This is a genomic window from Ferruginibacter sp. SUN106 (assembly GCF_050611765.1).
Classification (GTDB): domain Bacteria; phylum Bacteroidota; class Bacteroidia; order Chitinophagales; family Chitinophagaceae; genus Ferruginibacter.
The window spans coordinates 1,149,038-1,163,927 of sequence record NZ_JBODJC010000001.1; the positions used below are offsets into that span (position 1 = coordinate 1,149,038).

9 protein-coding genes are annotated in these 14,890 nt (G+C 39.2%); all 9 read left to right on the forward strand.

Annotated elements, in window-relative coordinates; all coding sequences use genetic code 11:
• Nucleotides 1-4: 4 nt before the first annotated feature.
• The 9 genes from ACQ334_RS04675 (at nt 5) to ACQ334_RS04715 (ending at nt 14,869) form a co-directional block, all read left to right on the forward strand.
• Nucleotides 5-1,033, forward strand: coding sequence for an IPT/TIG domain-containing protein (locus ACQ334_RS04675; protein ID WP_430987006.1), 1,029 nt, complete (start codon nt 5-7; stop codon nt 1,031-1,033).
• A gap of 280 nt (nt 1,034-1,313) precedes the next feature.
• Complete coding sequence (locus ACQ334_RS04680) at nt 1,314-2,555, forward strand: glycoside hydrolase 5 family protein (RefSeq protein WP_430987007.1); 1,242 nt, start codon at nt 1,314-1,316, stop codon at nt 2,553-2,555.
• An 8-nt stretch (nt 2,556-2,563) separates the two neighbouring features.
• Complete coding sequence (locus ACQ334_RS04685; protein WP_430987008.1) at nt 2,564-3,715, forward strand: glycoside hydrolase family 26 protein; 1,152 nt, start codon at nt 2,564-2,566, stop codon at nt 3,713-3,715.
• Between the two features lie 27 nt (nt 3,716-3,742).
• Nucleotides 3,743-5,572 carry a sodium:solute symporter family protein gene (locus tag ACQ334_RS04690; RefSeq protein ID WP_430987009.1) on the forward strand — a complete coding sequence of 610 codons (1,830 nt, stop codon included), beginning with the start codon at nt 3,743-3,745 and terminating at the stop codon, nt 5,570-5,572.
• Between the two features lie 58 nt (nt 5,573-5,630).
• The gene (locus tag ACQ334_RS04695; RefSeq protein ID WP_430987010.1) at nt 5,631-6,842 is read left to right on the forward strand and encodes a glycoside hydrolase family 130 protein; all 1,212 of its coding nucleotides are present in this window, start codon (nt 5,631-5,633) and stop codon (nt 6,840-6,842) included.
• Entirely contained in the window at nt 6,839-8,038 is a 1,200-nt protein-coding gene (locus tag ACQ334_RS04700) for an AGE family epimerase/isomerase (protein ID WP_430987011.1), read from the forward strand. Before ACQ334_RS04695 ends, ACQ334_RS04700 begins: the two co-directional genes overlap by 4 nt.
• 5 nt (nt 8,039-8,043) lie before the next feature.
• On the forward strand, nt 8,044-10,305 hold the full coding sequence (locus ACQ334_RS04705; RefSeq protein ID WP_430987012.1) for a glycoside hydrolase family 3 N-terminal domain-containing protein: 2,262 nt from the start codon (nt 8,044-8,046) through the stop codon (nt 10,303-10,305).
• 25 nt (nt 10,306-10,330) lie between these two features.
• Complete coding sequence (locus ACQ334_RS04710; RefSeq protein ID WP_430987013.1) at nt 10,331-13,114, forward strand: TIM-barrel domain-containing protein; 2,784 nt, start codon at nt 10,331-10,333, stop codon at nt 13,112-13,114.
• A 21-nt stretch (nt 13,115-13,135) separates the two neighbouring features.
• The gene (locus ACQ334_RS04715; RefSeq protein ID WP_430987014.1) at nt 13,136-14,869 is read left to right on the forward strand and encodes an alpha-L-arabinofuranosidase; all 1,734 of its coding nucleotides are present in this window, start codon (nt 13,136-13,138) and stop codon (nt 14,867-14,869) included.
• Nucleotides 14,870-14,890 lie beyond the last annotated feature (21 nt).

A 14,890-nucleotide genomic window follows, 5' to 3' on the forward strand; every position in this document is an offset into this window, starting at 1 on the left:
AAATATGAAAAAGATATTTTTTAATATACCCATGCTATCTGTTTTTTGCTTTGCAATAATATTCAGTGCTTGTAAAAAAGATGGCGATGGTAGCCCGGATTATAAATCCGGCACTCCTGCAACTACAATCGGTATTAAGCCGGATTCAGGTTCGGGAGGTGTAATGCTAACGCTTACGGGTACAGGACTTGGCCAGATGCGGAGCATCGTGTTTGATAATAAAAATGTTCCTGCGCCATTTCAATCTACCCTTAATACAGAGGAAAATATAATTTTCAGGGTACCTGATACCGCATATGGCGGTCCACAGAATATCATCTTTACTAATGTTGATGGTAAAACACTGAAAGTTCCGTTCAGGGTATTGGCTTATCCTGTAGTGTCTACCATATTCCCTACTGATTTCATAAGCGGTACAACCGTTACTATTACAGGAAGTAACCTGGATGATGTAACTGCCGTGGTGTTGAATGGTACTACTGATGCGGCCACCATTGTGTCTAAAACAAGAGGTACGCTGGTAATTACTATGCCGGCAACCTCACTCAACAGGGGCTTCTTAAAATTAACCAATGCAACAGGTTCGGTAGTGGCAACACAGGAAATGGTAAACGTTGCAAAAGCCTCCATTGTATTTGATGAAGCATTGCAAAATGGTTTCCAGGATTGGGGATGGGGTGGTACTTATACAGCATCTACAGATGATAAGATCACAGGTTTGAAATCATTTAAAGGTGCTTACGATCCTGCAGGGTCTTGGGGTGGCATTCAACTGGGTGGCGGTAACATCACTTTAACCACGGAAAAATATTTTACCTTCTGGGCTAAAGGTGCTGATGTAGATAAGAATGTAGATGTGAACCTGAACTGGAACAATGCCAAAAAAATAACTATTCCTGCAAACAAATGGACGTATTTCAAATATACCCTTGCCACAGATTTTCCGGGAACAACTTCTGTAAATACAGTCGTATTCCAGATAAATGATGCCGGCAAAACTATTTACTTCGATAATATCATGTTTGTGAAATAATAGTTAGAGCTGCATGGTCTGACGTCCACGTCTGACCATGCAGTTGGATCTGCATGATCTGACGTCCACGTCTGAGCATGTAGTTGAGGGGTTCTTTGTAAACGGCTTTGAAAGTAAAAATTTTCTCAGTAGTTAGTTTAGTTTTATACGTATGAACGTCGTTCCGGAACACAGCTCTTGGTTATTGTTTCGGGGCGACGTTTTATATAAAAACCACACCGTGTATAAGCCTTTTAAATTATATCTTTTTCTTTTTGCAATACTGTGCAATAGCTTGCTGATGGCACAAAATAATTTTGTACAGCAACAACATACCCGCCTGGTGATAAATAAAAAACCTTACCACTTTATCGGCACCAATATGTGGTATGCTAACTTACTGGCAATGCCGGATAATAATGGCGGCGATAGAAAACGGTTGTTGAAAGAGCTGGACTTTTTAAAACAACAAGGCATTACCAATATACGGGTATTGGTTGGTGCACAAGGGCAGGGCAAAATAGTAAAGGGAATACAGCCCGTACACCCGGCACTACAAATTGCTCCCGGAAAATATAATAACGACCTGATGGATGGGATGGATTTTTTATTGCAGCAATTACAGAAAAGAAAGATGTACGGCGTTTTCTTTTTTAGTAATAACTGGGAATGGAGCGGAGGTTTTTTGCAATACATGAACTGGCATAATAAAATTGATGATACAACCATGGCCAGGAATTTTTCCTGGGATGAAAACCGGGATATAGTAAGCCGGTTTTACAGTTGTGACAATTGTATAGAAGATTACAGGGGTTTTGTAAAAATGATCTTGAACCATACCAATAAATTAACAGGAAAGAAATACATTGATGAACCCGGCATCATGGCATGGGAAATAGCCAATGAACCAAGGCCCATGCGGCCCTTTGCCATTGAAGCCTATAAAGATTTTTTAGTGAAGACAAGTGCCCTCGTAAAAAGTATGGATCCCAATCATTTGCTTACTATTGGTGTGGAAGGGTATTTAGGCACAGAAACAATGCAGGTGTTTGAGGATATTCACAAAGATAAAAATGTGGACTATGCCACTATTCATATCTGGCCAAAAAACTGGGGCTGGTATAAAGACAGCAGTTTTAAAGATGACTTTAGTACTGTGGTGCAAAAAACAACTGCTTATATTAATGAGCATGCCATAGTGATGCAAAAAATTGATAAACCTTTGGTGGTGGAAGAATTTGGATTGCCAAGGGATAATTTTTCTTTTGCATTAAATTCACCTGCTACCTTCAGAAATAAATATTACGGATCGGTTTTTTCTATATTGAATAAAAGCAAAAAAGAAAATGCAGTTATTGCAGGTGTCAATTTCTGGGCATTTGGAGGTTACGCAAAACCTCCCAAAAATAAAGACCCGTTCTGGAAAGAAGGAGATGACCTTACAGGCGATCCGCCTATGGAAGAACAGGGATTGAATTCCGTGTTTGCAGGCGATAGCGCTACCTGGAAACTAATATTTAAATATGCTCAGCTTTTAAAATGATCAGGCCAATGAAGAGACGGTACAATAAATTTTTTTGGATCACAATTTTTCTCTGGCATCATCATACTCTTGCCGCACAGGATCTTTTTTTGCCTTGCGATAAGGATGCGACTAAGGAAACAAAAGCATTGTACAGCAATTTACAAAAGCTCCAGGCAAAAGGATTTCTCTTCGGCCACCAGGACGATTTGGCTTACGGTGTAAACTGGCGTTACGAAAAAGACAGAAGCGATGTAAAAGAAGTTTGTGGTGATTATCCTGCAGTATATGGCTGGGATTTAGGAGGCCTGGAAAGAGCTAACAATGACAATAATATTGATGGCGTACCTTTTAAAAAAATGAAACAATTTATAAAGGAAGGTTATCAACGTGGAGGAGTGATCACATTAAGCTGGCATTTGGATAATCCGTTAACCGGCAGTGGTGCATGGGACACTACACATGGTACTGTGGCTTCTGTTTTACCCGGAGGCGCCAATCATGAATTGTATAAAAGCTGGCTGGATAAAGTGGCTGGCTTTATATTGTCTTTAAAAGCGGATAATAAAGAACTGATCCCGGTGCTCTTCAGGCCCTTTCATGAATTAACGGGCACCTGGTTTTGGTGGGGCACTAATAATTGTGTAGCCGATCAGTTTAAAATATTATGGCGTTTTACCAATTATTACCTGAAAGAGGTAAAAAAATGCCATAACCTGCTCTATGTATACAATACCGGCGGCGATTTTAAAACAAAGGAAGAATACCTTGATCGTTATCCCGGAAACGATGTAGTGGATATTATTAGTTTTGATGCCTATCAGTATGGTGATCCTTCAAAAGAAGACTGGTTTCTGAAAAATACCAGTCGTGCATTGGATGTTCTTGATAGTGCTGCAGCAGAAACCAATAAGTTAACCGCTATTGCCGAAACAGGTTTTGAAGCAATACCTTATGCAACCTGGTGGACAGGCGTATTGCAAAAGGCCATTGGAACCCATAACCTGTCTTATGTTTTGGTATGGCGCAATCATGGCTATAATGAATACATGAAAAAGATGCACTACTATGCGCCTTACAAAGGGCAGGTGTCGGAAAATGATTTTATACAATTTTTTGAAGCCGATAAAACCTTATTTGAAAAAGATGCAGCTAAAGAAAACCTGTACCAGGCGCATTAAGAAAAATAAAAGAAGCACCAACCATAAATGAAATTACAATTTTTAGATATCGCTATCATATTTACTTACCTGCTGGGTATGTTAATGCTGGGTTGGTTCATGCGAAAAAAAGCAAGGCTGAGCAAGGAGAATTATTTAATGGGTGGAAAGAAATTGCCCTGGTATTTATTGGGTTTAAGTGATGCATCAGATATGTTTGATATCAGTGGTACCATGTGGATGGTGGCTTTATGTTTTGTATACGGCGTAAAAAGTTTGTGGATACCATGGTTGTGGCCGGTGTTTAACCAGGTATTCAACATGATGTATTTATCAAAATGGTTAAGGCGCAGCAATGCTACCACAGGTGCGGAATGGTTAGGTACAAGATTTGGTTTAACCGGCAAAGGCGTACAGGGGTCGCACACTGTGGTGGTTGCATTTGCATTGATAGGTTGCCTTGGTTTTTTAGCGTATGGATTTGTAGGCCTGGGAAAATTTATTGAAATATTTGTACCCTGGGAAGCCGTAAAAAATTACGTGCCTTTTAATGTAGCACCACAATACGTAGCCCATTTTTATGGCATCATATTTACATTGTTTGCTGTTTTTTATTCTGTATTGGGCGGCATGCACAGTATTGTAATTGGTGATGTGGTAAAGTATATCATAATGACGGTGGGCTGTATTGCCATCGCCGTAATTGCTATGCAGCATTTGCATGGCAAAACATTAAACGTACCTCACGGTTGGGATAACCCGTTTTTTGGCTGGCATTTAGATATGAACTGGAAAGGCATTGTGGACGATGCGATGAAAAAAATACAGGGAGATGGCTATGGTATGTTCGGCATATTTTTTATGATGATGTTATTTAAAGGCGTATTTGCATCGTTGGCAGGGCCGGCACCAAATTATGATATGCAAAAAATATTGAGCACCAGGTCACCCAAAGAAGCGTCTAAAATGACGGGCTTTGTATCACTGATATTATTGCCGGTACGGTACTCCATGATTATTGGCCTTGCAGTTTTGGGATTACTGTATTATAATCAATTGAATTTAAATGATGGTTCCGGGGGAGTGGATTTTGAAAAAGTATTACCTGCAACTATCAACCAGTTTTTACCAGTAGGCATTTTAGGTTTGGTATTAACCGGTTTGTTCGGCGCATTTGTGGGTACTTTTTCAGGAACATTAAATGCAGCGCAGGCTTACTTTGTAAATGATGTGTATTTAAAATATGTCAACCCTTCCGCCAATAATAAAAAAATAATTTCTGTCAATTATTTATCCGGGATAATAATAGTAGCTGCAGGTATTTTTATTGGGTTCCTGGCAAAAGATGTAAATAGTATTTTGCAATGGATCGTCTCCGGCTTGTATGGAGGTTACATTGCGGCTAATGTATTTAAATGGTACTGGTGGCGTTTTAATGCCCATGGATTTTTCTGGGGCATGTTTGCCGGTGTGGCAGGGGCGTTGGTGTTTTCAAAATTGTTTCAGGGCATTGAATTTTTATATTATTTCCCGCTTTTATTTCTGATATCCATTGCAGGTTGCCTGATAGGTACTTTTACTGCGCCTCCTACAGATAGTACCGTATTGAAAAAATTCTACAGCACCGTTAAACCCTGGGGCTTCTGGCAGCCTGTGCATGAAATGGTGGTTGCAGATGATCCCACTTTTCAACCCAATAAAAGATTTAAGCTGGATATGTTTAATGTGGTGCTGGGCATTATAGCGCAGTGTTGCCTCACCATCCTGCCCATGTATGTGGTGCTGTGGATGAAAATGCCATTGCTGATCACGGTAATTATTCTTGCTATAATAATTGTAATACTTAAAAAAACATGGTGGAATAAATTAGAAGATTAAAATAAACAACTTAACCAATAAATGAAAAGCTGATATTTTTTGATTTAAATAGTGTTATATGAAAGAGTTTGAAAGTAAGATAAGCCATCTGCAAACCAGTTACCAGAATTTAGTTTCTAAAACTAATATAAAAAGCGAGGTAAGTAACGGTATATTTTTTCGTTACCAGAATCCTGTGCTAACGGCAAGGCATGTGCCATTAATATGGCGCTATGATTTTAACCCGGCAACCAACCCGTTTTTAATGGAGCGTTTTGGTATCAACGCCGTATTTAATTCCGGCGCTATAAAATTTAATGGCAGGTTCGTGTTAATACCAAGGGTAGAAGGTGCAGACCGTAAATCTTTTTTTGCTATTGCAGAAAGTGATAATGGTATTGATAATTTTAAGTTTTGGGATAAGCCGGTTATTATTCCTGAAACAGATGTGCCTGATACCAATATTTACGATATGCGTTTGGTATTGCATGAAGATGGCTGGATATATGGTTTGTTTTGCACCGAGAGAAGAGATGAAAAAGCGCCGGCAGGTGATCAGTCTGCAGCTATTGCGCAATGCGGCATTGTACGTACAAAAGACCTTATCAGCTGGGAACGATTGAAAGATTTAAAAACACCATCGCCACAACAAAGAAACGTGGTATTACATCCTGAATTTGTAAATGGGAAGTATGCATTTTATACCAGGCCGCAGGACGGTTTTATTGAAGCCGGATCGGGCGGGGGTATCGGTTTTGGATATTGCGATAACATGGAAGCAGCTGTTATTGAAAAGGAAACTGTAATTGCACCGAAAGCTTATCATACTGTTTACGAAGCAAAAAACGGCCAGGGCCCGGCACCAATTAAAACAGCTAAAGGTTGGTTGCATTTGGCGCATGGAGTAAGAAATACTGCTGCCGGGTTACGCTATGTACTGTATATGTTTATGACAGACCTTAACGATCTTACAAAAATCATTTACCAGCCCGGTGGTTATTTTATTGCCCCCGAAGGAAATGAAAGAGTAGGAGATGTTTCCAATGTAGTATTTTGTAATGGCTGGATTGCGGATGAAGACGGCACTGTGTATATTTATTATGCTTCTTCCGACACAAGAATGCATGTGGCCACCTCATCAGTGGAAAGGTTGCTGGATTATGTGATCAATACACCGCAGGACGAGTTTAATTCTTATGCTTCATCGGCCGCAGTTACAAAAATTGCAGAAAAAAATATGGAATACCTCGAAAAAAAGCAGCAGAAACTGCAGCCGCATTTAATAAAATGAAAATAAATCTGTCGGAGTATAAAGCAGCCATGCAGGATGAACTGAAAGCTATTCTTTCTTTCTGGATGAAGTATACAGTTGATGAATCAAATGGAGGATTTGTGGGCCGGATCGATTTCAATAATAAAATTATTAATGAAGCACCCAAAGGCGCAGTGCTTAATGCAAGAATACTCTGGTCCTTTTCTGCAGCGTATAATTTAACCGGTAACAAAACCTATCTCGAATTTGCACAACGGGCTTTCCATTACATCAATACTTATTTTATAGACAAAGATCACCGGGGTGTTTATTGGTCAGTTGATCATAAAGGCAAACCTTTAGATACCAAAAAGCAAATTTATGCGCAGGCATTTACCATCTATGCTTTTAGCGAATTTTATAAAGCCACCAATGATCAAACGGCAATAATAGAAGCTATTGACCTGTATGATGTGATCAATAAATACAGTTACGATACCATCAATGGTGGATATACCGAGGCTTTTACTAAAGAATGGAAAACCCTGAATGATTTACGGCTCAGCGATAAAGATGCGAATGAAAAAAAATCAATGAATACGCATTTGCATTTGTTAGAAGCTTTTACTACGCTCTATAAAATATGGAGATACGAACCGGTAAAGAAAAAAATAGCCGAGTTATCGCGGAATTTTTTGCAATATATTATTGATCCTTCTACCCATCACCAGTATTTATTTTTTGATGAACAATGGCAGCCAAAATCTGCCACCATTTCTTATGGGCATGATATAGAAACAGCCTGGCTGTTGCAGGAAGCTGCTGAAGTTATTGAAGACGAAGATTTAATGCTGGAAACAAAACTGCTTGCCGTAAAAATATCTGATGCGGTAAGAAAAGGCCTGGATAACGATGGAGGATTATGGTATGAATACGAACCTGCTACAGAACATTTGATAAAAGAAAAACACATGTGGCCGCAGGCTGAAGCAATGGTGGGCTATTTTAATGCTTATCAAAATACCAATGACGAAAGCTACCTGGATAGTTCTATTGCATCATGGCAATTTGTACAGCAGTATATACACGACAAGCAAAATGGAGAATGGCTTTGGGGCATAAAAGAAAATTATGAATCCATGCAGGAAGATAAAGTGGGCATCTGGAAATGCCCGTACCACAATAGCCGTGCCTGTATCGAGATAATTAAAAGAATCAATCATTTAGAAAAATAGTAAGTATGAAACCTAATCTTTTATTAAGTGTGATTTTAAGTTGTGTTGTTTGTTTTGCAGGCAATGCCCAGATAACTAATAATGCAGATGCTAAAGTAAATCAGTTGCTCAGGCAAATGACCTTAGATGATAAGATTGGCCAGATGACGCAGGTAACATTGGCTGTATTTGCAAAAGGCGGCTGGGCAAATACAGACGGTGAATTAGATCCGGCATTATTAAAAGCAGCCATTCAAAAATATCATGTAGGCTCCATGTTAAATACCACTGCTCATGCATTGGATGTAGATACCTGGAGAAAAATAATTAAGGAAATTCAGGATGAAACAAAAAACACCACGCTGAAAATTCCGGTTTTATACGGTTTAGATGCCATACACGGGCAAACTTATACTTTAAACTCAACCTTATTTCCACACAATCTTGCAATGGCGGCTACACGAAACCCTGCATTGGTAAAAGTGGCAGCTAAAATTACCGCAGCAGAATTAAGGGCATCGGGTGTGCGCTGGAACTTTGCGCCGGTACTGGATTTGGGAAGGCAACCATTGTGGAGCCGTTTTCCTGAAACTTATGGCGAAGATGTTTACATTGGTAAAACCATGGGTGTGGCTGCTGTAAAAGGTTACGAAGAAGATGGCCTGACTAATATTACAGCTGTGGCAAGTTGCATGAAACATTACCTGGGCTACTCTGCCTCACGTACCGGAAAAGACAGAACACCGATCTACATGCCCGAGATTGAAATGAGAGAATATTACCTGCCGCAATTCAGGGAGGCGGTGAAAGCAGGGTCATCGTCTATCATGATCAATTCAAGTGATATCAATGGCACGCCGGTGCATGCCAGTAAATATTTATTAACAGATGTATTAAGAAAAGAATTAGGTTTTGAAGGATTGATCGTTACTGATTGGGAAGATATTATTCGTTTACATACCATACATAAAGTAGCTGCAACGCCAAGAGAAGCCGTAGTAATGGCTGTTAATGCAGGCATTGATATGAGTATGGTGCCCGGTGATTACTCTTTCTTCGATCTGCTTAAAGAAGCGGTTGCAAAAAAAGAAGTACCGATGAGCCGTATTGACGATGCCGTTAGAAGAATTTTAAAACTGAAATTTAAAGTGGGCTTATTTGATAATGCTTATGCAGAAGAAAATGCAAGAGCTAATTTTGGTAAAGCCGAATATCAAACCGTTGCTTTGGATGCAGCGCACGAAGCAGTAACGCTGGTGAAAAACAACAATAATATTCTGCCTTTGGCAAAAAATAAAAAAGTATTGGTCATTGGCCCTACATCACAAAGCATTGCTGTATTAAACGGTAGCTGGAGTTATACCTGGCAGGGCAACCAGGAAGAATGGTATCCTAAAGACAGTAAGACAATAGCTGATGCTATCACTGATAAAATTGGCGCCGCTAATGTTATTGCCATTGGTGCCAAAGGTTTTGCCAGCAAAGAAAATTATGATATTGAAAAACTAAATACCAATGCTGCCAATGCCGATGTAATTGTATTGTGCTTAGGCGAAAATGCTTACGCAGAAAGTCCGGGTAATATAAGAGACCTGGCATTGCCTGATGATCAAATCAATTTAGCTAAAGCAGCTTTTGCAACTGGCAAAAAAGTAGTGTTATTATTAATTGAAGGAAGGCCAAGATTCATTACCAATATTGAACCAAACTGCGAAGCCATTATACTGCCATTCTGGAGTGGAAGAAAAACTGCTGAAGCTACTGCGGATATTTTATTCGGTGATTATAACCCCAATGGTCGGCTACCTTTCAGTTATCCGAAAAGTATGGGAGAAATGGTAATGTATGATCATAAAGGCACCGAAGAAAAAAGAGAAATATTTAATGCCGATGTTTTGTGGAATGGTTACGATCCTTTATTTGCTTTTGGTGCAGGATTAAGCTATACAACTTTTGCTTACAGCAATTTGCAGTTAAGCACAAGTGCTTTAAAGGGAAACGAAAAATTAACTGTGGCTATTACTGTAACCAACACCGGTAAAGTTGATGGCAAGCATACTGTGGAATTGTATAGTAAGGACCTGTATGCCAGCATTGACCCCAGTAATAAAAGATTAAGGGCATTTGATAAGATAACTTTAAAAGCAGGCGAAAGTAAAGTAGTAAAATTCACCATTGATAAAAATGACCTGGCTTTTGTAAATGCACAATTAAAAACGATTACCGAGCCAGGGGATTTTGAAATCATGATCGGCGATCAAAAGGCAACATTTACCTGGAACAATTAATTTATCTTCTGCAATACTATTATTTATGAAAAAATATTTCTTAACAGTATTTGTCATGGGATGTACAGTGGTTTCATTTGGCCAACAAGCTTCTTTTGTAAAAAAGGCTGATGGAATTATCGTTTACCCTGCTGATAAAAATATAAAAGCGGTAGAACTGAAAGTAGTGAGCAATAATATTATCAAAGTGCTTAGCTCAGCAAATAATACTATTAAGCCCGACACCAGTTTTATGATACTGCCGGCTAATGCAATAAATACTTTTAGCGTTGGCGATGATGCAGCAACAGTTAGCGTGAGTACTAACACTATAAAAGCTGTTGTTGCTAAATCTACCGGCTTAGTAAGCTTTTTTACCAAAGAGGGTAAACGTATCACAAAGGAATCTGCAAAGTCGTTGCAGCCGGTGCAATTAGAGCAATATGCATCCAATAAGATCATACAACAGTTTTCTTCTCCTGCAGATGAAGCCTTATACGGTTTGGGGCAGCACCAGGAAGGTATCATGAATTATAAAAACACTAACCTTGTATTGTACCAGAATAATACAGAAGTGTTCATTCCTTTTTTAGTGTCTAATAAAAATTATGGTATTCTCTGGGATAATTACTCGATTACTGATTTTGGCGATGGCAGAACTTTTAATGATATCAACTCCATAAAATTATTTGATAAGAATGGCGCAGCAGGAAGTTTGTCTGCTGTTTATCTTTCTAAAACTGATGCTGCAAAAATCTTTACTACACAAAAAGAAAACACCATTGACTATGCCGACCTGGATATGATAAAAAATATACCGGCAGCTTTTAAATTAGAAGATGGCAAAACAATTTGGGAGGGTTTTGTACAGGGAAATATAACCGGCGACTATACTTTTAAAATATGGAGTGGCGGCTATTTTAAATTCTGGGCCAATGGCAAATTGCTGACTGACAGGTGGAGACAATGCTGGAATCCTTTTACTGCTTACGTTACTGTACCACTTTCTAAAGATAAAAAAACAGCTGTAAAAATTGAATGGATTCCTGATGGCGGCGAATCTTTTATGAGTGTAAAAGTGATGGAGCCGATGACTGCACAACAAAAAAAAATATACCAGTTTCAATCTGAAGCAGGCGATAATATCAATTACTATTTTGTGTATGGTAAAACCTATGATGAGATCATCAGTGGGTATCGCCGGCTTACAGGCAAAACACCAGTTGTACCAAAATGGGTATTGGGTTTCTGGCAAAGCAGGGAACGCTATAAATCTCAGGATGATATTCTAACTACTGTAAAAACATTCCGTGAAAAGAAAATTCCATTAGATAATATTGTGCAGGATTGGCAATACTGGAAAATTAATGAATGGGGCAGCCAGCAATTTGATCCGGCACGTTACAGCAATCCAGATTCTATGATTGAGGTATTGCACAATCAATACCACACAAAATTTATGATCTCAGTGTGGGCAAAGTTTTATACGGGCATCCCCAATTTTGATTTGATGCAAAGGCAGGGCTTCCTGCTAAATAAAAATGTTGAGGATGGAAGAAAGGATTGGTTAGGTTATGTAAACACTTCTTATGATGTGCATAATCCTGCTGCAAGAAAACAGTTCTGGCAATTATTAAAAACAAATTTATACAGTAAAAAAATTGATGCCTGGTGGATGGATGCTTCCGAGCCCGATATTCATTCTAATATGTCAATTGCTAAGAGGAAGGATATTTTTTATCCCAATGCAATGGGGTCTGCAATAAAATATTTCAACAGTTATCCGTTGTTAAATTCACAGGCTATTTACGAAGGGCAAAGAGCCACCAATGATAATAAAAGAGTGTTCATATTAACACGTTCAGGTTATGCCGGCATACAACGGTATGGTTCTGCCATCTGGAGTGGAGATATTGGCTCTACCTGGGCCGATATGAAAAACCAGGTCTCGGCGGGTATAAATTTTTCTATATCGGGTGTGCCTTACTGGACATTTGATGCCGGTGGCTTTGCTGTAGAAAACCGTTATGTGCAGGGAAAAGACCTGGACGAATGGAAAGAGTTGCAGGCAAGATGGTATGAGTTTGGGAGTTTCCTGCCTTTGTTCAGGGCACATGGGCAAGCACCATTAAGAGAGCCTTTTAATATTGCAAAAGAAAATGAAGATACCTACAAAGCGATTGTAGGAAGCATCGAAAGAAGGTATACTTTATTGCCCACTTTATATTCTATTGCGGCAGATGTACATTTTAAAAACGGTACTTTTTTAAAGGGCATGATGATGGAATTTCCCAATGATAAAAAAGTAGAAAATATAAATGATCAGCTGATGTGCGGCCCTTCAATTTTAGTAAATCCCATTTACAATTATAAAGAACGCAGCCGTAAAGTGTATTTACCTGCAGGCACTAACTGGTATGGTTTGTATGATAATAAAATTTTTAAAGGAGGACAAACTATAGATGCGCCTGCACCAATAAATACTATTCCTGTATTTGTAAAAGAAGGCAGCATTTTAGTAACGGGGCCTGTAATGCAATACAGCACTGAAAAACCTGCCGATACACTTACGGTAACTATCTACGGAAATAAAGATGCTTTCTTTAGTTTATACGAAGATGAAAACGAAAATTATAATTACGAGCAGGGAAAATTTTCAAAAATTAATTTAACCTACGCTGCACAAATAAAAACGTTTACAATAGATGGAACCGGGGAATTTGAAGGCATGTTAAAGAAACGTGTTTTCAATGTTGTTTTCATCGATAATACAGCAACAGTAAACAAGCAATTAAATTACTCCGGGAATAAAGTCGCAATAAAATTTTAAAAAAAGATAAATCCGCTATTTATGAAGCAGACAATTTTTGCAGCAGCCTCTTTCTTAGTAATAAATTTATTTGCCTGTGGTGGTAAGCCTGATACGAGCGGAGGTGGTGGCACCGGTGGCGGAGGTACAGGTGGTGGCGGCACTGTAACACCAACAGATCCTGCAACTGCAAACACTATTGGTTTTTTTATGAACGACTGGCAAAGCAAAACTTTTACAGCACCATCTTATAATGATGTGGCTAAACCTGTTGCTACTGCTACTTCGCTGGTAACTATTGATGCAGGAACCATTGTAACTAAAGTGGTGCCTTCTGTTTATGCTCATAATGCTAATAGCTGGATGGGTGATATGATCAATGACCCGGCATTAATAAATCACATCACTAATTTAAAACCCGGTATCATTCGTTTTCCGGGCGGCAGTATCAGCGATATTTATTTCTGGAATGCATTACCAGGCACTGCACCTGCAGATGCACCTGCGCAATTGCTGGATGCTAATGGTACCGCAAACGCCGCTAATTATTGGGTAGGAAAGAATACGGCTAACTGGACAATATCATTAGACAAATATTACAGCATGTTGGCACAAACCGGTAACCAGGGAATGATAACGGTGAATTACGCATATGCAAGGTATAGTACAGCAACAAATCCTGTTGCCAGCGCTGCTCATCTTGCTGCAGATTGGGTACGTTACGATAACGGGCGTACGAAGTATTGGGAAATAGGGAATGAATGTAACGGTACCTGGGAAGCAAGCTACAGGATCAATACAGCTAATAATAAAGATGGCCAACCTGCAATTATTACGGGAGCTTTATATGGCCAGCATGTAAAAGTGTTTATTGATTCTATGAGAAAAGCAGCAACAGAAATTGGCAAAACAATTTATATCGGCTCGTATATTTTAGAAGCGCAACCTGCTGCATGGCAAACTGCCACAGACCAAACCTGGAATGCAGGTGTATTGGCACAAGTAAATACGGCTACCGATTATTATATTATTCACAGTTATTACACGCCTTATCAGACTAATGCTACTGCAACAGAAATTTTAAATACAGCTACTGATAATACTACCAGTATGCTTAATTTTTATCAAAACGGATTGACTGCTGCAGGTAATACTATTAAGCCGGTTGCGCTTACTGAATATAATATCACATCACAGGGGTCTAAACAACAGGTGTCGTTTGTAAATGGTATGCATGCCACTATTTTATTGGGCGAAGCAATCAAAAATAAATATGGGATGTCGGCAAGATGGGATTTGTCTAATGGCTATAACGGCGGGAATGACCATGGTTTATTTAATGCTGGTGATGAGCCCGGCGTAGCAAAATGGAACCCACGTCCTGCATTTTATTACATGTATTATTTTCAAAAATACATGGGCGACAGAATGTTGAAGTCAACGGTAACTGGTGGTGTGCTGGCTTATGCTTCTTCGTTTTCAAGTGGAGAGAAAGCGGTGGTACTCGTAAATAAAAGTACATCGGCTGAAACGGTAAATATTACTTTACAAAATGCTACTGCAGGTGCAAGGTATTACTGGTATACTTTAACCGGAGGAAATGATAACGGAGAATTTTCGCCCAGTGTTTTTGTAAATGGTAACGGGCCAACAGAACCAACCGGCGGGCCTTCTGCAACTTATACTACTATCAAAGCCAGCAGTGCTGCAACAGGCGGAGGAATAAATGTATCCATGCCTGCACGTTCGGTGGTATATTTAGCAATAGATAAATAGAAATGTTCAGGAGTAACGTAA